Annotated in this window: 17 protein-coding genes; 13 read left to right on the top strand and 4 right to left on the bottom strand. The window is 65.4% G+C overall.

Annotation, left to right across the window (positions count from 1 at the left end; genetic code table 11):
• The first annotated feature begins 26 nt into the window (after window positions 1–26).
• Genes QI633_RS24605 through pdxS form a run of 3 tightly spaced genes read left to right on the top strand, consistent with a single transcriptional unit; the run spans window position 27 to window position 2,715 of the window.
• Window positions 27–350: a cupin domain-containing protein gene (locus QI633_RS24605; RefSeq protein WP_282427390.1), complete on the top strand. Its 324-nt coding sequence runs from the start codon at window positions 27–29 to the stop codon at window positions 348–350.
• A gap of 11 nt (window positions 351–361) precedes the next feature.
• The gene (locus QI633_RS24600) at window positions 362–1,789 is read left to right on the top strand and encodes a gamma-aminobutyraldehyde dehydrogenase (RefSeq protein ID WP_282427389.1); all 1,428 of its coding nucleotides are present in this window, start codon (window positions 362–364) and stop codon (window positions 1,787–1,789) included.
• A gap of 2 nt (window positions 1,790–1,791) precedes the next feature.
• Window positions 1,792–2,715, top strand: a complete 924-nt coding sequence (gene pdxS / locus QI633_RS24595; RefSeq protein ID WP_282427388.1) for a pyridoxal 5'-phosphate synthase lyase subunit PdxS — start codon at window positions 1,792–1,794, stop codon at window positions 2,713–2,715.
• Between the two features lie 909 nt (window positions 2,716–3,624).
• On the opposite strand, the gene QI633_RS24590 is transcribed toward pdxS, so the two are convergent.
• The 4 genes from QI633_RS24590 to QI633_RS24575 form a co-directional block, all read right to left on the bottom strand.
• The gene (locus QI633_RS24590) at window positions 3,625–4,929 is read right to left on the bottom strand and encodes an FAD-dependent oxidoreductase (protein ID WP_282427387.1); all 1,305 of its coding nucleotides are present in this window, start codon (window positions 4,927–4,929) and stop codon (window positions 3,625–3,627) included.
• 438 nt (window positions 4,930–5,367) lie between these two features.
• The gene (locus tag QI633_RS24585) at window positions 5,368–7,344 is read right to left on the bottom strand and encodes an acetoacetate--CoA ligase (protein ID WP_282427386.1); all 1,977 of its coding nucleotides are present in this window, start codon (window positions 7,342–7,344) and stop codon (window positions 5,368–5,370) included.
• Window positions 7,341–8,171, bottom strand: coding sequence for a crotonase/enoyl-CoA hydratase family protein (locus QI633_RS24580; protein ID WP_282427385.1), 831 nt, complete (start codon window positions 8,169–8,171; stop codon window positions 7,341–7,343). The genes QI633_RS24585 and QI633_RS24580 overlap by 4 nt, the downstream gene beginning before the upstream one ends.
• Window positions 8,168–9,724 (bottom strand): long-chain fatty acid--CoA ligase, encoded by a 1,557-nt coding sequence (locus tag QI633_RS24575; protein ID WP_282427384.1) that lies wholly within the window; start codon window positions 9,722–9,724, stop codon window positions 8,168–8,170. Before QI633_RS24575 ends, QI633_RS24580 begins: the two co-directional genes overlap by 4 nt.
• A 233-nt stretch (window positions 9,725–9,957) precedes the next feature.
• On the opposite strand from QI633_RS24575, the gene QI633_RS24570 reads away from it, so the two are divergent.
• The 10 genes from QI633_RS24570 (at window position 9,958) to QI633_RS24525 (ending at window position 20,740) form a co-directional block, all read left to right on the top strand.
• Window positions 9,958–11,403, top strand: coding sequence for an amidase (locus QI633_RS24570; RefSeq protein ID WP_282427383.1), 1,446 nt, complete (start codon window positions 9,958–9,960; stop codon window positions 11,401–11,403).
• Entirely contained in the window at window positions 11,400–13,079 is a 1,680-nt protein-coding gene (locus QI633_RS24565; RefSeq protein ID WP_282427382.1) for a CocE/NonD family hydrolase, read from the top strand. The genes QI633_RS24570 and QI633_RS24565 overlap by 4 nt, the downstream gene beginning before the upstream one ends.
• Window positions 13,080–13,104: 25 nt before the next feature.
• Window positions 13,105–13,974: an SDR family oxidoreductase gene (locus tag QI633_RS24560; protein WP_282427381.1), complete on the top strand. Its 870-nt coding sequence runs from the start codon at window positions 13,105–13,107 to the stop codon at window positions 13,972–13,974.
• On the top strand, window positions 13,967–14,467 hold the full coding sequence (locus QI633_RS24555; protein WP_282427380.1) for a hypothetical protein: 501 nt from the start codon (window positions 13,967–13,969) through the stop codon (window positions 14,465–14,467). The genes QI633_RS24560 and QI633_RS24555 overlap by 8 nt, the downstream gene beginning before the upstream one ends.
• Entirely contained in the window at window positions 14,464–15,669 is a 1,206-nt protein-coding gene (locus QI633_RS24550; RefSeq protein WP_282427379.1) for a Rieske 2Fe-2S domain-containing protein, read from the top strand. Before QI633_RS24555 ends, QI633_RS24550 begins: the two co-directional genes overlap by 4 nt.
• A gap of 8 nt (window positions 15,670–15,677) precedes the next feature.
• The gene (locus QI633_RS24545; protein WP_282427378.1) at window positions 15,678–16,604 is read left to right on the top strand and encodes a PDR/VanB family oxidoreductase; all 927 of its coding nucleotides are present in this window, start codon (window positions 15,678–15,680) and stop codon (window positions 16,602–16,604) included.
• Window positions 16,605–16,849: 245 nt separating this feature from the next.
• Window positions 16,850–17,788: an ABC transporter permease gene (locus tag QI633_RS24540; protein WP_282427377.1), complete on the top strand. Its 939-nt coding sequence runs from the start codon at window positions 16,850–16,852 to the stop codon at window positions 17,786–17,788.
• A complete protein-coding gene (locus QI633_RS24535) occupies window positions 17,785–18,687 on the top strand; it encodes an ABC transporter permease (protein WP_282427376.1) in 903 nt (300 codons plus the stop codon). Before QI633_RS24540 ends, QI633_RS24535 begins: the two co-directional genes overlap by 4 nt.
• On the top strand, window positions 18,687–19,685 hold the full coding sequence (locus QI633_RS24530) for an ABC transporter ATP-binding protein (protein ID WP_282427375.1): 999 nt from the start codon (window positions 18,687–18,689) through the stop codon (window positions 19,683–19,685). The genes QI633_RS24535 and QI633_RS24530 overlap by 1 nt, the downstream gene beginning before the upstream one ends.
• Entirely contained in the window at window positions 19,682–20,740 is a 1,059-nt protein-coding gene (locus tag QI633_RS24525) for an ABC transporter ATP-binding protein (protein ID WP_282427374.1), read from the top strand. The genes QI633_RS24530 and QI633_RS24525 overlap by 4 nt, the downstream gene beginning before the upstream one ends.
• Window positions 20,741–20,751 lie beyond the last annotated feature (11 nt).

Here is a 20,751-nt window from a genome sequence, read left to right as displayed (position 1 = left end):
TCGCGGTCAGCGGCGAGGATGGTTGTGTGAATCGTGTGCTCGATGTTTCCGCTGACGTGCCGACCCAACTCCTCGACGACGCGATGGTCCTTGCGGGCTCCCCGGAAGCGGGATCGAGGGCGCTGGCCGCTGTCGCCGGCGTAGAGGTCGGCGTCTGGGAGATGACGCCCGGCACTGCCGCCGACATCGAAGTCGACGAGGTCTTCGTGGTCCTCAGCGGAGCAGCCACGGTGACCTTCCACGACGGCGAGGTCATCGACCTCGCACCGGGCACGGTCGTCCGCCTGCGAGCCGGCGACCAGACCACCTGGGTCGTCCACGAGACCCTTCGCAAGATCTACGTCGCCTGACAGGACCCGCCATGACCGACATCATCAGCAACTTCATCGACGGCCAGCTCGTGCCTTCGGCCACGGCCTCGTTCATCGAGCTCGTCGACCCCGTCACCGGTCAACCCGACGGGACGTCGCCCGTCTCCCTGACCTCCGAGGTCGACCAGGCCTACGCCGCCGCCGAGCGAGCCCAGGACTCCTGGAAGAGACTCACCCCCGGGCAACGCCAGGCCTACCTTCTCGACCTGGCCACTGCAGTCGCCGCCCGCCGCGACGAGATCAGCGAGGTTCAGGCTCGCGACACCGGCCAACCGGTGCGGTACATCGCCAGCGAAGAGGTTGACCAAGGCGTCGATCAGCTCAGGTTCTTCGCCGGTGCAGCTCGACTCCTCGAAGGAAAGTCGACCGGCGAGTACCTTGCAGGACACACCTCCAGCATCCGACGCGAGCCGATCGGCGTCGTCGGCCAGGTCACCCCATGGAACTACCCCTTCGCGATGGCGATCTGGAAGATCGCACCCGCGCTGGCCGCAGGCAACACCATCGTGCTTAAGCCGAGCGACACCACTCCCCGCTCCACCATGCTCCTCGCGGAGATCGCCGGCGACATCCTTCCGCCGGGCGTGCTCAACGTGGTCAACGGTGACGCCACGACCGGTCGATACCTGGTCGAGCACCCGACGCCTGGTCTCGTCGCGATCACCGGATCCGTGCGCGCTGGGATCGAGGTTGCCGTGTCGGCGGCCCGCTCCCTCAAGCGCGCTCACCTCGAACTGGGTGGCAAGGCGCCCGTGGTCGTCATGCCGGATGCCGACCTGGCCCCGGCCGCCGAGGCGATCGCCGCGGCGGCGTACTTCAATGCCGGCCAGGATTGCACGGCAGCCACCCGGGTGATCGTGCACGAGAGTGTCCATGACGAGTTCGTGGCGCTGCTCCGCAAGGCCGCCGAGGCGACCCGCCCCGGCCTTCCCGCCGATGTGGATGCCGACTACGGTCCGCTCAACAACGCCCACCACTTCAGCAAGGTCGAGGCCTTCTTCGCCGATCTGCCGCCGCACGCCCACGTCGTCACCGGGGGTGGACGCCACGGCGACACCGGCTACTTCTTCCAACCCACGATCGTCACCCGCGTCCTGCAACAGGATCGGATCGTCCAGGAGGAGGTGTTCGGCCCGGTCCTGACGGTGCAGTCGTTCTCCGACGAAGTGGACGCGATCGCGATGGCCAATGGTGTTCCCTATGGTCTTGCCGCCAGCGTGTGGACCCGCGATCACGGGACCGCGGAGCGACTGACCCGCGAGCTCGATTTCGGGTGCGTGTGGCTCAACACGCACATCCCGTTCGTCTCGGAGATGCCCCACGGCGGATTCGGCGCGTCCGGGTACGGCAAGGACCTCTCTGGCTACGGCTTCGACGACTACACGCGAATCAAGCACGTCATGAGCGCGCACTACTGACGATGGGAATCACCGTGACACAGACACTCCACGGCGGTGCGACCAGTGCCACAGGATCGACGCGCGTGAAGCGTGGCATGGCCGAGATGCTCAAGGGTGGGGTCATCATGGACGTCGTCACCCCGGAGCAGGCGAAGGTCGCGGAGGACGCTGGTGCGGTGGCGGTGATGGCGCTCGAGCGGGTGCCCGCGGACATCCGTGCCCAGGGTGGTGTGTCGCGGATGAGCGACCCGGACATGATCGACGGGATCATCGAGGCGGTCTCGATCCCGGTGATGGCGAAGGCCCGGATCGGTCACTTCGCCGAGGCGCAGGTGCTGCAGTCGTTGGGTGTGGACTACATCGACGAGTCCGAGGTGCTGACCCCGGCCGACTACGCCAACCACATCGACAAGTGGGCCTTCACGGTGCCGTTCGTGTGTGGTGCGACGAACCTGGGTGAGGCGCTGCGGCGGATCACCGAGGGCGCGGCGATGATCCGCTCCAAGGGTGAGGCCGGCACGGGTGACGTGTCGAACGCGGTGACCCACATGCGAACAATGACGGGGCAGATCCGTCGGCTGACGATGATGCTGGAAGACGAGCTGTACGTCGCCGCAAAGGACCTGCAGGCGCCGTACGAACTGGTTGTGGAGGTAGCGACGACGGGCAAGCTGCCCGTGGTGCTGTTCACCGCTGGCGGGATCGCGACGCCGGCGGATGCGGCGATGATGATGCAGCTGGGTGCCGAGGGTGTGTTCGTGGGCTCGGGGATCTTCAAGTCGGGCAACCCGGTGCAGCGGGCGGAGGCGATCGTGAAGGCCACGACGTTCTTCGACGACCCGGACGTGGTCGCGAAGGTCTCTCGCGGTCTGGGGGAGGCGATGGTCGGCATCAACATCGACGAGCTGCCCCAGCCGCACCGGCTCTCAGCGAGAGGTTGGTGATGTAGGCGGCCGCTGCCCGGGTCGTCCTCCTCGTCGCAGGTATGGTCGAGGTGGCTGGGCAACCGCCGCGCGAGGTTCAGAGAGAGCAGCCGAGCCGGACTGTGAACATGGCGGATCTGGTGACTACGACAAAGCAGCTACCGGTGAGCAGCTGCTGCTGCGCCGTGTGGATCGGCGTCGGCGCGACCCTGGCCGTTGCTTATACGTTGATCTCAGGTTGCGAGGCCGGCGGCGGCCTCCTGAAGGGCTGTGCGTGGGCCTATTGTCGGCGGCGTCCTCGGACTCAGGCTGCTCGAAACTAGTTCCTGACGGGGTGGCTGAGGCTGGCGCCGGCAGGTTCGCTTGGTGCGGCGGGGTCCGCTCCAGCAAGACGAAGGCGACGACGATCGCGGAGGCGGCCGGGCGACCATGGCGGTGACGAGTCGCCGCACCGGTGCCGGTGACGAGGAGCCGGCCAGTAGCGGGCCGAGGACTGAGCCGGCCAGGAAGGTGCCGTTCTGGATGGCGTTGTAGCGGCCGTGCTCGTCCTGGGGGCGCGATCGTTGGCGAGACTGGCGAGGATCGGCTTCTGAAGCCTCTCACCGAGGGCGAACACGCGAGGACCCGAGACGCCGGCGTGCGGCGGGGGTCCGGCGACCAGGCCGGTGGTGTCGAATACCAGCCTGGCGAGGACCCAGGGCAAGAGCGAGGGCGCCGATGCAACGCGTACGGCGGTGTAGGCGCATCAGGCGGAGCACGCCCAGTTGGATGGCGACGATGAGGTGACGGCGAAAGCGAAGCCGGAGGTCCGGGTCGAGGGGCCAGCAGTTGCGAGGCAGCCAACTGGGCCAGTCCGGCGCGCGCATCAACTCGCGGTACACGTGAAACGCAACTTTCCCTTCCGGCCGTACCGCTAGGACAGGGCCCTCATCAGTGCCCAATCAGCGGTGCCATGGCCCGCGCGATCAACGATGGCCGGCCCGTGAACCGCTCCTCCGCGTCAGCCATCGTCATGGCGCGCAGGCCGGCATTCACGCCAACCCACCTCAGCGGCTCGGGCTCCCACAGGGGCGACTTGTGGTCGACCCATGGGAGTCGCACGAGCCTCGAGTTTCGTGACAGGATCAGGTCAGCGAGAGTCCTGCCGGCAAGATTGGTCGTCGAGACGCCGTCGCCGACATAGCCACCGGCCCAAGCCATCCCCGTGGTCCTGTCGAGACCGACTGACGGATGCCAGTCCCGCGATATGCCGAGGGGCCCGCCCCACGCGTGGGTGAACCGTGCTTTGTCCAATGCCGGGAACAGGTCGATGACGGTCTCCTGCAGCTTGGCGAACACCCGCGGCGCGCGGTCGTAGCCCGGCGCAACCTTGGATCCAAGGTGGTAAGGGGCGCCACGACCACCGAGGACCAGGCGATCATCTGCGGTCCGCTGGCCGTAGATCACAAGATGGCGATGATCGGTGAAGGTGGGCCGGGAGGCCAAGCCGATTCGTTCCCACGTCGCCTCGCTGAGCGGCTCGGTGGCAACCATCAACGAGTAGACAGGGATGATCGCGCGCGCCAAGCGGGGCAGCTTCGGAGTGAATCCTTCGGTTGCCCGCACGACGTACTTGGCTCGGACGGTTCCGACGGCGGTTCGCACCTCGCCGGGCTGTACCCGAAGCACCGGTGACTTCTCGTAGATGGTCACGCTGCGACGAGCTACGACGTCGGCGAGGCCGCGGACGAGACGCGCTGGATGAATGACTGCGCAGTCGGGTGTGAACGTCGAGCCAAGCACGCGACTGGCTCGGACGTGTTGAGCAGTCTGGGCAGGCGTGAGCACGTGTGCGCCTGAGGCCCGCACGCGCTTCAGTTGCGCCCCGTTGCGAATCAGGGAAATGGTCCCGGACTTCGTGGCATGACAGTCGATGCCCTCCTCTGCTGCAATCCGAAGGACCTCGTCGACGGTCGCTCGCATCACGGCGGCCTGTTCGTCGCCAAGGTCGACAGGAAAGAGTCCGGAGCACCAGCCGCCATTGCGCCCCGAGGCGCCGAAGCCGGCGACCTCAGCCTCGACGATCGCGATGCGCATGTCGGGGCGCGCACGGCTGAGGTAATAGGCAGTCCATAGGCCGGTGAAACCGGCGCCGACGATGGCAACGTCGACCTCGACCTCGCCGCTGAGGGCGCGCCGAGCGCTCCAGTCAGTAGGGGTCGTTTCGTGCCACAGAGACAGGGCGGAGTAGTTCACGCCCAGTCCTGTGCCGCAGAGCGAACTTCACCATCGCCGCTCGCGAGAACGACGTGCTTCCAGCAGCGGCGTTGAGCCGTGTTCCAAGGAGCTTCACACACGCCGAAGATCGTTGCGCTCAATCGGCGGAGAAGCGACCTTCAATGTGTATCGCCTTCTCATGCTGGGTAGCCGGACCGTCTGGAAGGACCTGGTCGCGCGGTCGGGCGCGACGGCATTGACCGTCCGGACATGGCCGACGATGGTGGCGGTATCACTCACGCTGAGACCGTGAGCGGTCGATTCTGTAGGGACGGTGCCTCTGAATGCCTTTGGTAGAGCTTGTCCGGCGTTTGCGAGCTCAAGGAGCGTTGTGCAGACTCAGGCAGACACTGACCGACCCAGCGTGGACTTCGACGACGACCACCGACGAGGTCGATGGAGGCCGGTCGCCGTGGTTCAGGCCGAATGCGCTCTCTCCGCGAACAAGGCGACGAACGCGTCCAAAGAAGTCGGATCTGCGAGGGTCTCACGAGAGGCGACCTCGTCAAGCGAACGGCCCTGCAGAATGCGCTTCGCGGGGAGTTCGAGCTTCTTCCCGGTCCGGTTTCGAGGGACCGCACGGACCTCGATGATCGCGTCCGGAAGGTGACGGGGTGACAACGCGGTCCGCAGGGCGGAGCGGATCTCGTGGCGCAGATCGTCACTCAGACCATCCGGGGCGACCACGAAGAGCAGCAGCTCGCCGTTGCCGCCCTCGGCGTCCTCCAAGTGCACGACCAAACTGTCGGCGACTCGGGGGAGTTCCTCGACGACGTTGTAGAAGTCGGAAGTGCCGAGCCGGACTCCGCCGCGGTTCAGCGTCGCATCCGACCGCCCGGTGATGGCACAGCTTCCGTCCGCTGTGAATCGGATCCAGTCGCCGTGTCGCCACACTTCGGGGAACTGGTCGAAGTAGGTCCCGCGGAGACGAGTGTCGTCCGCGTCGTTCCAGAAGCCGACCGGCATCGACGGCATGGGTTCGGTGATGACCAGTTCGCCAAGCTCGCCCACGACGGGGGTGCCGTTGTCGTCGAACGCGTCTGCCGCGACTCCGAGGCATCGGCCGGAGATCTCTCCAGCCCAGACCGGCAACGCCGGGCAGCCCTGCACGATGCCCGAGCAGACATCCGTGCCGCCGCTTCCGACGTTGAGAAGTACGTCGCCCAGCTCCGCGTAGATCCATCGGTATCCCTCGGCCGGAAGCGGACTGCCCGCGCACGCGAGCTCGCGAAGATTGGCAAGGTCGAAGTCGCGAGCGGGGCGGATTCCCTGCTTCCTGCTCTCCATGACAAGCCCAGGGCTCATGCCGAGGACCGTCGCTGACGTGCTGGCCGCAAGATTCCACTGATAGTTGGCATCCGGCCAAGCGGGGTGACCATCAATCATCACGATCGAGCATCGAACCAGCAGCGCGGACGCCATGGCGTTCCACATCATCCATGCAGTGGTGGAGAACCACTGGAGGCGGTCCTCCTCGCCGAGGTCCCAGGAGAGCGCATGATTCTTGAGGTGCTCAAGCAGGATTCCACCATGGCCGTGGACGATCGCCTTCGGCTGTCCCGTGGTGCCCGATGAGAACAACACGCAGAGCGGATGGTCGAAGGGGACGTCGTCGTAGGCGGGCTCGCAGTCCAAGCCGGCTCCGAGGTCGTTCCAGTCCAGCGAGCCTGGCGGTGCCATGCCCAGGTAGGACACATGCACGACGCTTTGCACACTCGGGAGGCCGGTCGTGATGGCTGCGACTTCGCTCTCGCGGTCGACGTGCTTGTCGCCGTAGGTGTAGCCGGTGACCGTGAACAGCACCTTCGGATCGATCTGGCCGAACCGATCGATGACGCTGCGTGCACCGAACTCCGGGGCACAGGAGGCCCAGATGGCGCCCAGGCTCGTGGTCGCCAGATAGGCGATCAGGGTCTCGGGGATGTTGGGGAGGTAGGCGACCACCCGGTCGCCGCGACCGACACCGAGTTCGCGCAGACCGGCCCGGACCCGTCCGACCTCCGTGCGCAGCTGCTGGAACGTCAGCTCAGTACGGGCACGAGTTTGCGACTCACCGACGACAGCGACACGCGAATCCAACCGGCGGGTCAGGTCTGCGTCTTCAAGGAGGTGTCGCGCGTAGTTGATCCGCGCGCCCGGGAACCACTGTGCGCCGGGCATCGAGCGGTCAGCGATCGCTGCGCCGCGTGCGGTGCTGCTCTGCACCCCGAAGTAGTCCCAGATGGAGGACCAGAAACCGTCGAGGTCGGTGACGGACCACTTCCAGAGAGCATCGTAGTCCGAGAGGTCGGTACCCGTGCGAGTCTCGACCCAGCGCGCGAACTCGCCGACGCGCGAGTTCGTTCTCCAATCGGTTGGTGTCCAGAGAACCTCAAGTGCCTCCGTTTCGCTCATCGACCGACCTTCTTGGCGCGACCTTCAAGGAACTCGGCCATCAGGTGCTGCGCCTCGTGGCTGCTCGACGCGGCGGAGGCCACCAAAGCTTCCATGAACAGGCCCGTGTCGCGGTCGATGTCGGCGATCCGCGGCAGAGCATGGAGCACGGCGAGAGTGGTGATCGGGGACACCTGTGCCACGGCCTCTGCGAGCTCCAGCGCCTTGGCGAAACCGTCGCCTTCGGCGACCGTGTACTGGACAAGGCCCACGCGCTCCGCTTCGTCGCCTCGAAGTACTCGGCCGGTCAGCATCATGTCTGCCATCTTTGCTGCGCCGATCAGGCGCGGCAGGCGGACCGCTCCGCCGCCGCCGACGAACAGGCCCCGCTGGCCTTCGGGAAGGGCGAAGAACGCGCTGGGCTCGGCGACTCGGATGTGGGCCGACGCGGCGAGTTCGAGGCCGCCGCCGATGACGGCACCACTGAGGACGGCAATGACCGGGAGACTCCCGAACTCGATCGCGCTGAATGCCCGGTGCCACATGCGTGAATGGGTGAGGCTCTCCAGAAGGTCGCGCCGTCGGAGTTCATTGAGGTCCAAGCCAGCAGAGAAGTGCTTCCCCTCCCCGCGGAGCACGACTGCGCGCGCCCACTCGGGGGGCGAGCAGAAGAACGCCTCGAGGCCCAGCACGGTGGCGTCATCCAGGGCGTTCCGCTTGTGCTGACGCGCGAGTGTCAGGACAGCGACTGGGCCGCGGCGCTCGAGCTGAAGCGACGACGGAAGCGCGGGAGCGTGTTCTTCCTGCGCGGGTACCGGGCTCTCGGAGGTGGAGGCCGACTCGATCATGGGGTTCCTTCCGGACTGCTGGCGACGCTGAGGTCTGAGGGGTTCGCGTTCTGTTCGCGGAGCGTGTGGCGAAGCAACTTGCCGGAGGCGTTTCGTGGCAACTGTGGTACGACGTGCACCTGCGTCGGAACCTTGTACTTCGCCAGTCGGGAACGTGCGTAGGTCAGGACATCTTCGGGGTCGAGCTCGAAGCCGGGGAGTGCCTCGACGTAGGCGAGTCCGACCTCACCCCACCGGTCATCTGGAACGCCCACGACGGCAGCTGACCGGACACCCGGCGCGGCTGCGAGGACGGCCTCGACTTCAGCGGGGTAGATGTTCTCCGCGCCGGAGATGATGACGTCCTTGATCCGGTCGACGACGTATCCCCAGCCGTCCTCGAAGCGAAGGACATCGCCCGTCCGGAACCACTCGCCGTCAACGACTTCAGCCGCAGACTCCTCGGGCCGGCGCCAGTAGCCGGCGAAGACGTGGGGTCCTCGCACGATGAGCTCTCGAGGAGTGTTGTCGACCGGCGCCGCGTGGCCGTCCCCGCCCACATGCGCGATGTCGGTGAAGAAGTGGGGTATTCCTGCGGCCATCGGTCTGTCGAGGCCTCCTTCGGCGGACGCCATCAGTACTCCCGGCCCGGCTTCGGTCATGCCGTAGCCCTGCTGCAACATGACGCCACGCTTCTGCCACTCGCGTATGACGCGTTCATTTGCGGGTGACCCGCCGAAATTGACGTGGCGAAGAGACGACAGATCGGCGTCGTTCCAGGAGGGGTGCTCTGCAAGCATCTGCAGGATCGTCGGAACCGCCGCGAATCCGGTGATCTTGAGCTTCTCAATGGTCTCGAGCATCGCGGCGGGGTCGAACTTTGCGAGAAGCTCGACCCGCCCGCCTTTGAACAGGACCGGCAGCGTGATCTGGCCGAATCCGACCGAGTGGAACAGAGGAGCTACGCACAGCGCTCGGTCGGTGCTTAAGAAGTCGATGTGAGCCAGTTGGTTGAAGGTGTTCCAAAGGATGTTCGAGTGAGTCAGCATCGCTGCTTTGGCACGCCCGGTGGTGCCGCTGGTGAACAGGAAAAGGGCAGGGTCGTCCAACGGCAGGGGGGCCACCGGTGCGCCCGGCTCGTGTGTCTCGATCAATGCGTCGAGGTCAGACTTCGAGATGATCCGAGTCGCTCCGCCCGTCACGAGATCGGACGGATCGAATCCGATCTCGTCGTCGACCACCAGCACGGCGGGGTCGCAGTCACGGAGCATGTACTGCAGCTCAGCCGCCGCGAGCCGGGTGTTCAGCGGTACGAACACGGCGCCGACCTGTGCAGTTGCGAAGAACGTCTCGAAGATCGCGACGTCGTTGGGTCCCAGGTAGGCAACACGCTCGCCGCGGGCTACACCTAAGGCCTCGAGGGCGGCGGCCAGGCGAGCGGTGCGATCCGCCAGCTGGCCCCACGTGACGACTCGACTCCCCTGACTCAGGGCCACCGCGTCGGGCGCGATCCGCGCTCTTCGAAGCGGCCACGTGCCGAGGCCGAAGTTGCCTGAACTGGGCAGGAGATGCATGGCGTCCCTTCGTTTGAAACAAGTCTCGAGAGAGGTCGAAAGCCGATCCCGGCCGTTGCCGAGCTTGGTTCAAGACCAGGCGAAGAACATTCCTTGGCTTCTGCGTGAATGTGTGGGTAGTGTGCTCCAAGATCGCAGTTTACCTGACATGATAGCGAGGAGGCGACCTTGTCGCACAAGCTGATGCGCAAGACCGAGAAGGCCACCCCGGCCTACGGCAGCGAGGTGGCGTGATGGACCTGCACTACCTGAGCGCAACCGATGCGTTGAAGCTGTTCCGCAGCAAGGAGCTGTCCCCGGTCGAACTCATGACCGCCATCATCGAGCGCGCCGAGGCCGTCGAGCCGGTCGTCAACGCTCTGTGCCACACCTTTTTCGACGAGGCTCTCGAACAGGCCCGTCAGTCCGAAGCGCGCTACGCCCGTGGAGGCGTGGACGCTCGCCCTCTCGACGGCATCTCACTGGCGGTGAAGGAACATGAGCCGATCGCCGGTCAACCCTGGACGCAGGCCTCTCTGCTCTACCGCGAAGAGATCGCGACCGAGACCTCCTGCTTCGTGCAGCGAGCCATCGACGCCGGCGCCATCGTCCACGCTCGTGCGACCGGCCCGGAGTTCGGTGCGGCTGTCCTGACCCGTTCCAAGATCTGGGGTCCGACACGCAACCCGTGGAACCCGATGTACGACGTCGGCGGCTCCTCCGGCGGCTCCGGAGCTGCTCTGGCCGCAGGGACCGCAACCCTTGCCACCGGATCGGACCTCGGCGGGTCGATCCGCATCCCTGCATCCTTCACCGGGGTCGTCGGATACAAGCCGCCGTTCGGTCGCGTTCCGTCCGAGCCGACCGGCAATCACGACACGTACCTGCACTACGGCCCGATGGCTCGCACCGTCGAGGATGCCATCCTGCTCGAGAACGTGATCGCCGGCCCGGACGACTCCGACATCGTCTCGCTACGGCCGAAGCTCGAACTGCCGCTGACCTTCCCATCGGTGGAGGGCATGCGTATTGCGCTGTCCGTCGACTTCGGCGGGTGGGCAGTGGACCCGGACGTGCGGCGCAACACACTCGACATGGCAGACGTACTGCGGGCCGCCGGCGCGATCGTCGATGAGGTTCCGTTGAACCTGCCGCGCGATGAGGTCAACCGCGCTGCCGGCATCCACATCAGCACCCTCCGTTTGTCGGACGGGTCCTGGGACGACTTCATCGAGTTGAACCGTGAGCTCATCTCCAACGAGCTCATCTGGACGTCCGGCCGTCACCGCTCGCACGGAAAGGGCGGCACAGTCGAGGACGGCTGGGAGCTTGAGCAGAAGCTGTACCGCGAACTCACGTCGAAGGTGTTCGCGTCGTACGACGCGCTCATCTGTCCGACGGTCGCCACCTCGGGCCTTCTGGCTGACGAGGACTACCCCGACGACTACCGGGTCAAGGTGGATGGACAGGCTCTCGAGGGTCCGTTCGACGCCATGATGACCATGCCGTTCAACGTCATGAGCCGGGTCCCGGCCATCAGCGTGCCCTCAGGATTCTCCGCGAACGGCGTACCGACCGGCCTGCAGATCGTAGGTCCGACCTACAGCGATGAGGTCGTCTTCCGCGTCGCCGCTGCCGTCGAGCAGCTGCGGCCGTGGCTTGACGATCCCTGCCGGCGACCCAAGGAGTTCAACGCATGACTGAGTTCAAGACAACGGTCGAAACATTCGGACCCGCACCGGTCGATCCTCGCGCCGAGCAGTTCGAGGTGCGCACCCGCGACGGCATCACCTTGGCTACCGACGTCTACCTGTGCCAGGACACCACTCCGAAGCCGGTGATCCTCGTGCGGCTTCCGTACGACAAGTCTGGCCGCTACACCTTCATGTCGCAGCTCGCTGAGACCATCAACGAGCGCGGGTTCGTACTGGTCGCCCAGGACGTGCGAGGAAAGTTCCGCTCCACGGGCGAGACGATGCCTTGCACGAGCGAGATGGCAGACGGCTACGACACCTTGGAGTGGCTGTCGCGCCAAGCATGGTGCGACGGGAACGTCGGGATGTTCGGTGACTCCTACTACGGGTATACCCAGTGGGCTGCGGCGGCCAGTGGGCACCACGCGCTCAAGGCGATCGCACCAGGAGTCACGTCCGCCGAGTTGTCGCTGCAACGCAAGCGGCTCCCGGGCGCGGTGTTCCCACTGATCCAGTCCGACTACGTCTCCCATGTCTGGGTCGACAACAACATTCACGAGTTCGACGTCGACTGGAGCATTCGGCCGCTCGCCAACGTCTTCGACGAGGCGTTCGGGCAGATCGGAACGCGCTCGGGCGCGTTCGACAACGTCGTGAACACCTGGGACGACCCGACTGTCGCCGGCGCGAACTGGCCCACCCATCCGTTTCGCGGCAGCCGCATCCCTGTCCTTCACCAGGTTGCGTGGTTCGACAATGTCTCTCCCCTGTCGATGCGCGATTACGTCACGATCTCTGCGATCGAGGACCGGACGAGCCTCCAGTTCCTCACTGCAGACTCGCGGGACCACGAGAACTACCATCTCCGTGATGTTCCGATCAGCCCCGAACTGGACCACGGGGAGGACGACGCCGCGCTAGCCCGGCTCATTCCCCTGTACCTCGCGCCGGCCCTCGACTTCTTCGACTGGACGCTTCGAGGACTCGACCGTCCCGTTGACCTCGCTCAAGTGCGTTGGCACTTGGGCCACGACGGTTGGCACCAGGCTGACACCTGGCCCCCGCCGGGCGCTGAGGAGCTTGTCCTTCACCTCGTAGGAGAAGGATCAGCGACGTCAGCCGAAGGCGGTGCGCTCTCGGAGAAGGCTGACGCAGGCCGAGCCAGCGTTCAGTGGACACACGACCCGAACAACATGGTGCCGTCGATGGTCGGCGACTCGTTCGCGTTCTTGCGAGAGTACCCCGACGAGTCCCGAGTTCACGATCGTCCGGACGTGCTCACCTTCACCTCCGAGGCCCGCAGCACGCCGCTCGACCTGGCCGGTCCGATCCACCTGAGGGTCAAGGTTGGTTCCAGCGGCTCCGCCATGCAGGTACACGCGAAGCTCCTGGACGTCTCGCCCGACGGCACAGCGCACATGATCACCCGAGGTCAGGTCACCATCGATTCACCGGATCCGGACGTGCTCTCCGAGGTCTACCTGGGCCACACCGGGTACCGCCTGCGACCGGGGCACCGCCTCCGCATCCACCTCGCGTCGAGCGACTTCCCGTTGTTCCTGTGGCTTCCCGGTACGGGCGAGAACCCGTGGCAGGCAACACGGACCCAGGCAAACCAACAAACGTTGATCACCGGAGGTACGACGCCGTCGAACCTGACGCTGACGGTCCTCTCCAACTGACCTTCGACGAAGGGAATCTCAAGTCATGGCTTACGTTGTTACGGGTGCGACCGGAGGAGTCGGCCGCTTTGTCGCTGAGGAGCTCAGTCGTCGTGGCGCTGAGCCCGTTCGGCTCATCGTGCGGGACGCCGATCGCGCCGCACAGATCCCCGGCGCGGAGGTGGTCGAAGCCGAATGGGACGACGCCGCCGCTCTCGAGAAGGCGCTGCGAGAGGGGGACCGGGTGTTCATGGTCTCCTTGCCCCAGTCGCCCGACGAGCGCACTCGGCTTCAGGGGAGCTTCATCGATGCGGCCGCCAAGGCCGGCGTCGAGCGCATCGTGTACCTATCGTTCATGCTGCCGTCGCCGACCGCGATCTTCCACCATGCGCGGTCCCACCACACGGCTGAAGAGGCACTGCGCGCATCCGGTGTTCCGTGGGTGTTCATTCGAAACGGCATGTACTCCGATCACCTGCCCGGATGGTTCGACGAAGACGGAATCTGCCGGGTGCCTGTCGGGGACGGTCGGATCTCCTTCTCCTACCGTCGGGAACTCGCCGAGGCCATCGCCATCACCATGATGGAGGACGGTCACCTCAACAAGATCTACGACGTCACGGGTTCCGAGGCGCTGACGATGGACGAGATCGCGGAGTGTGCGTCTTCGGTCAGTGGCGACACCTACACCTATCAGCCGGCGTCCATCGACCACTGGCTGGGGGAGTACGCGAAGGAGGACCTGAACCAGGACCAGATCACCTGGCGCCTCTCTGAGTTCGAGGCACAGGAGCGCGGTGAGCTCGCGGTGGTGAGCGATGACTACCGCAAGCTCACGGGCAAGGATCCGTTGACCGTTCGCCAGATCCTCGAGCGCCATGTCGACGACTTGCCACTCTCGGGTCGTCATGACTGAACGTCCGATCCTCGGTCTGGACATCGATGGGGTCGTGGCGGTCGAACCACCTCCCGGTGCCGACGTTCACGAAGTGCGGGTCTCTGCCTGGGGCCGTTGGAACCGAAGCGTCCTTGTCCCGACTGGGGCGCGAGAGGTTGTCGCCGAGCTCGCTGAGGTCTACGACATCGTCTGGGTGAGTGCGTGGGGGCACAACGCGCATACCTCGTGGGCCTCAGAACTAGGGATCCAGGGCGACAAGTGGCCGTTCCTTCCGGTGCAGTTCGGACAGGCGCGGGCAGTTGCCGACTATGCGCTCGATCGCCCGTGGGCTCTGGTCAACGACGGAACCGACCAGAACGAGCAGGCGCCCTCGCGCGGCGCGATCGTCCATGTCGATGCACACAAAGGATTGGCAGATCTGGACGTGCCGTCACTCATCCGGCATACATTCGAAATCGCAGCAACACGACGGGAACTGCGCGGTTCCCACGAGCAGGAGAAGATCTCATGACCACGCGTCCCGCCGACCACCAGGGTTCGGCCTACCACTTCACGCCGGGTTCTCCCCACGAACACCTCACCAAAGTGGGACGTGGCACTCCGATGGGCGAGGTGCTGCGGCGCTACTGGCAGCCGGTCGGCCTCTCCGAGCAGGTCACCCAGCGTCCCGAGAATGTCCGGATCCTCGACGAGGACCTCATTCTGTTCCGGGACGGTTCGGGCCGGCCAGGACTGCTCTACCCGCGGTGCTGCCACCGCGGCGCTTCGCTGTACTACGGAGGCATCGAGGAGCAGGGCATTCGTTGCTGCTACCACGGCTGGGTCTTCGACGTCGAGGGCCGCTGCCTGGAGCAGCCGTGCGAACCCGAGCTCGGACTTCACCGCGACCGGGTCCGACAGCCCTGGTACCCGGTTCTCGAGCGCTACGGCATCGTCTGGGCCTACCTCGGCCCGCCGGAGAAGAAGCCCGTCCTGCCGCGGTACGACGTCTTTGAGGACCTGCCTGAGGGTCAGCACGTGTTTGCGGACGACTCCGGCTTCTCCGGCGGCGGCCCGGCCTTCCTCGACTTCAACTGGCTTTCGCACTGGGAGAACGTCCTGGACCCGTTCCACGTGCCGATCCTCCACGCACGATTCAGTGGCAACCAGTTCGTTCCCGAGATGGCCGTCATCCCTGAGGTGACCTTCTCCTATCTCGACGACGGTCTGCGGATCCAGTCGATTCGCGATCTCAAAGACGGACGGCGACTGCGCCGGGTCACCGAAGCTGTCTTCCCGAACTTGCGCGTCGTCCCCGATGTCAAGCTCACGACCTTCGACGCGCCGTGCGAGATCCTCGGCTGGGTCGTCCCGGTGGATGACGAGGCGTTCAAGATCTTCACCCTCTTCCGCGCTGAATCTGCCGACCGCCTCCAGCAGATGAGGGGGACATTCGCCGGCAAGCGGTGGGCCGAGCTCACTCCCGAGGAGCACCAGCGGATGCCCGGTGACTACGAGGCGCAGAGCAGCCAGGGCAAGACGAGCCTGCACTCGGACGACCACCTCACGACCACCGACCAGGGTGTGACCATGCTCCGTCGCATGATGGCCCGCGTCGCTGCGGCAGTTGAGGCCGGTGAGGACCCGCCCGGTGTCATCCACGATGAGGCTGACTCGTTGGTCCACATCCGCGCGGGCAACTTCTTCGAGGCTGCCCCTGCTCCGAGCGAGTGACGACGAGGATGAAGCTCCTCGTCCGATCGCTTCGCTGGGAATCCGACGGAGTTGTCTCTGTCGAGCTGGAGACGGCCGATGGAAGCCAGCTCCCCTCATGGGAGCCGGGGGCTCATATCGATCTTGCCCTGCCCAACGGCCTCGAGCGTCAGTACTCGCTGTGCGGTGTCCCTGGCGAGGGCTACTGGAGGATCGCGGTACTACGCGAGGCCCGTGGACGAGGCGGATCGGAGTGGATTCATCAGTCCCTTCGGGTCGGTACCACGCTCGAAGCGAACGGCCCGCTGAACCACTTCGAGCTGGAGGAGGGGCCCTCCTATCTATTCGTCGCCGGAGGTATCGGCGTCACGCCGATCCTGCCGATGCTCGGAGCTCTGTCCGCACGCGGCGCAGAGTGGCGCCTCCTCTACGGCGGCCGAAGCGGCGCCTCGATGGCATTCGTCTCACAGGTCTCGGATTACGGCGAACGAGTCCAGATCGCACCGCAGGATGAGGTTGGTCTGCTGGACCTAACGATCATCGACAAGACCTCGCCGGAAACCCTGGTCTACTGCTGCGGCCCGGCGCCATTGATCGACGCCGTCGCGGCGCGCTGCGCGGCGGTGGGCCGTGAGCTGAGGGTCGAGCGTTTCGCGCCCGCCATCTCTGCGGAGGCCGCGCGCCAAGGCGACGGCTTCGAAGTAGTGCTGGAGCGGTCGGGGTTGGTACTCGAGGTCAGCGATGGCGAATCGATCCTCGACGTGGTTGAAGGAGCCGGAGTCTGGCCGCCGTCCTCGTGTTTGGAAGGAACCTGCGGCACGTGTGAAACCAAGGTGCTCGCCGGGGCGGTCGACCACCGCGACAGCATCCTGACCGAGGGCGAGCGACAGACCGGCCAGACGATGATGATCTGTGTCAGCCGAGCTGCTTCAAGGCGGCTCGTGCTCGATCTGTAGGGCGCCTGACCGAGGCCGGCGGGCCCCCTTTCTGGCGCCGAAACCATTGATGGTTATCAGAAAGACTGATAACTTGAGGTCGTAGATGTCGCGCGCAGTCGGCCGCGGTATCTGCACCGTGAACATCACACGAAAGGGTGCGGATGGCATTCATCTCTGGAACTCGGCACGACACATCGCGGGCTGCGGTCCCCGGGTGCTCGGGCTCGATCCTGAGTTGAGAGTCATCCTGAGAGCTATCAACCATGCCCGTGCGCTATCTCCTAGGCCGCCTGCTGCAGGCCCTCGCCACACTGTTCATCGTCTCGGTGCTCGCCTTCCTTGTGCCGCGTCTTGTTCCGGGCGATCCGGCTCTGCAGGTGCTCGGCCCTCTGAACTCCACGCCGGAGAAGGTCGCAGCCGTCAGGGCGCAGATGGGCCTTGACCAGCCGATGCTGCAGCAGTACGCCCACTTCCTGGGCGGTGCACTGCACTTCGATTTCGGCGAGTCGCTCCGCACGAAGGATCCGGTCGCGCCGACGATGCTGGATGCTCTGGTCCCCAGCTTGGCGATCGTACTGCTGTCGATCATGCTGGCGGTCCTCATCGCCGTCCCTCTCGGCGTGTACGCGGCTGTCAAGCGCAATCGAGCCGGGGACCACACGGTTCGCTTCCTCGGCGTCGTCGGCTACGCGACGCCGTCGTTCCTGGTGGGACTCGTCCTCGTCCTTGTGTTCAGCGTCAACCTGGCAGTTCTTCCGGTCCAGGGCTACGGCGAAGGTTTCGTGGGGCACCTCCAGAGCCTCGTCCTGCCTGTGGTGACCGTGGCCTTCGCGATCACCCCGCTGTTCGTGCGGACCCTGAGATCTGCGCTGATCAACACTCTGACCACGGACTTCATCGAAGCGGCACGGGCTCGCGGTCTGTCCGGCCAGCGGGTGCTGTACCGGCATGCGCTTCGGGTTTCGCTGCTGCCGACAGTTACCCTCATCGGGCTCTCCATCGGAGGCGCCCTCAGCTTCACTGTCGTGGTCGAGAACATCTTCTCGATCCCCGGCCTCGGCCGACTGCTCGTCGATTCTGTGAACAACCGGGACTACACCGTGATCCAAGCCCTGATCCTCATGTTCGCCGGTGTGACGCTTCTTTCGAGTCTGATCACCGACCTCTTGTACTGTCTCCTCGACCCGAGGATCCGGCTGTGAGCGGCGGAAAGAAGGGGCTCGTCGAACGCGTCGCTGAGGATCGTCTCCGGAAGGCGCAGCGCGCTGCTCGGCGAGAGCGCCGCCTCCTACGCGTCAGCATGTGGGTGGGCATCGTGCTCACTGCGTCGATCCTCGTGCTGTGCGGCATCCAGCCACTCCTACCGCTGCCGTCGCCGATCGCGCAGAACTACGACGCGGTCCTGCAGGCGCCATCGTTCTCGCACTGGATGGGAACCGACGATTTGGGACGCGACGTGCTGAGTCGGACCCTTGCCGCTGGTCGGATTGACTTGCCGATCGCCCTGCTGGTGACGTCCTTGTCGGTCGTGCTCGGACTCACGCTGGGGACTCTTGCGGGCTTCTTCGGTGGCTGGCTCGACGCTCTGGTAACGCGAACCATCGACATCGTGGTCGCGTTCCCGTTCCTGGTGGTCGTGATCGTGATCATCGCGGTTGCAGGCCCTGGCCTGACCGGCATCATCATCGGCGTTCCACTAGTCGGGTGGGGCGTATATGCACGTCTCGCCCGAGCGGAGATGCTGATCGTGCGTCAGCAGGAGTTCATGCTCGCAACCGACGTACTGGGCTTCTCCCGCCGGCGGTCGATGTTCCGACACGCGCTCCCCAACGTCTGGCGCGTCTGCCTCGGCTACGCGGTGATCGACTTCGTGCTCAACCTGCTGCTCATCGCGTCGCTGTCATTCCTCGGCCTCGGCGTTCAGCCTCCGACTCCCGAGTGGGGCGCCATCATTTCCGACGGTCAGAACCAGCTCTTCACTGCTTGGTGGATCTCGATCCTTCCGGGCATCTTTGTCGCACTGCTCGGCGTCGGCGTCAGCCTGATCGGAGACGCGATCGCTGACTTCACCGGCCGTGACCTATCTCTGGCGGAGGACTGATGGCCGAGACGCTTCTCGAGGTCGACGACCTTTCGATCGGATTCCTTACCGCGCGCGGCGCAGTCGTACCTGCTGCATCAGGGGTCTCGATGACCGTGGAGGCCGGACAGACGCTAGGTCTGGTCGGCGAGAGCGGATGTGGGAAGAGCATCACCCTTCGGGCCCTTCTTGGTCTGGTTCCGTACCCCGGGCAGGTGCTCGCAGGGAGCGTGAAGCTCAACGGTCGAGAGCTTCTTGAGTTGTCGCCGAAGGGTTGGGAGAAGGTCCGCGGCCAAGAGATCTCGATGATCTTGCAGGACCCGACGACGTCGCTGAACCCTGTGTTGTCGGTTGGCCGCCAGATTCGTGAGGTCTTGACCCGCAAGCGTGGCCTGAACCGTGCGGATGCGGAGAAGGAAGCCCTCCACCTGCTTGAACGGGTCGGCATCCGGTCTGCGCGGGAGAGGCTCAAGGCGTACCCCCATGAGCTCAGCGGAGGCATGCGCCAGCGGATCATGATCGCGTTGGCCGTTGCGTCGAGGCCGAAGCTGCTGCTTGCAGACGAGCCCACGACAGCGCTGGATGTGACCGTGCAGGCTCAGATCCTCGAGCTGCTCGCCGACCTGCGCGACGAAATGCAGATGGGCATGCTCATCGTGTCCCATGACATCGGCGTCATCGCCGAGGTGTGCAACAACGTCGCAGTCATGTACGCCGGCAGAGTCGTGGAGCGCGGCCAGGCCGACGCCGTTCTGGACAGCCCGAGCCACCCGTACACCGAAGGCCTGGTGCGAACCCTCGCCGAGATGGCGGGAGCGCGCGGCCGAGGCGACCGGGTTCTTCAGACATTGGGCGGCCAGCCGCCTCTGCTGACGGCCCTCCCAGCCGGCTGCTACTTCGAACCGCGATGCCCGGACCGCACTCCCGAGTGCACCAGTTTCGACATGCGTCTGGAGACCGTCGCAACTGATCATTCCACGGCCTGTCTCATCCGTCAGCGTCAGGAGGCGGCTCGATGAACGACTCCGCACTGCTCAAGGTCGAGGATCTGACGAAGTCCTATCCCACCGAGCGACGGAAGCTCCTGCGGGAGGCGACGACGTTCTTCGCCCTCGATCACGTATCGATCGAACTCGGCCGCGACGAGACCCTCGCCCTGGTAGGAGAGTCGGGCAGCGGAAAGAGCACACTCGCCGGAATCGTCACGCGCCTCACCGACGCCGATGATGGCACTGTGGAGTTCGACGGCCACGACGTCTTGGGGATGGGGCGCACGGCACTGCGAAAGCTCCGCCCCCGCATGCAGATGGTCTTCCAGAACCCGTACGGGTCGCTGAACCCACAGCTGGCCATCGGGCGTGCCATCACCGAACCCGCCGTGGTGCACGGCACGCTCGGAGGCCTCACGCGTGGGGCGTATGCAAAGGACCTACTCGAGCGCGTCGGCCTACCCGCCTCCATGGCGTCGAGGCTGCCCCGCGAGTTGTCCGGAGGTCAGCGGCAGCGGATCGCGATCGCGCGTGCCCTGTCGGTCAAGCCTGACCTGCTCATCGCTGACGAGGCCGTGAGCGCCCTGGATCTGCCCGTTCAAGCCCAGATCCTCAACCTTCTCGAAGGTCTGAGGGCTGAGCTGGGCATCTCGATCCTGTTCATCTCCCACCAGCTTCCGGTCGTCGCGCACATTGCAGACCGCGTCGCAGTCATGTATCTCGGACGGATCGTGGAGGTTGGTCCTGTCGAGACGATCTTCAAGCACCCGGCCCATCCGTACACGGTGGGGCTTCTGGCTGCGCAGCCCGGGCGCCATCAGCGAACCAGCGTGAAAGCGCCCCGTGAACGTCGACCCGATGTAAGCGTCGCGGAACTGCAGTCGACCGGATGCAGGTACCGCGATCGATGTCCCGCCGCGACTGAGCTCTGTTCCATTGAACGGCCACCGGTCGTCGAGCTCGGTGGCACTCATTCGGCTGAGTGCCACTACCCGGCCGCTTTGCCAATGCCTGTCCCCCCAGCGGTCAGCAACCTCCCGCTACGGCCCGACATCGACGATGCCTCGGCTATGCATAGCGGATAGATGAACCGGTG

It is taken from the genome of Nocardioides sp. QY071 (assembly GCF_029961765.1).
GTDB lineage: Bacteria > Actinomycetota > Actinomycetes > Propionibacteriales > Nocardioidaceae > Nocardioides.
The sequence above is the reverse complement of the archived record's forward strand: the minus strand, read 5'-3'. Positions and strand labels throughout refer to the sequence as shown.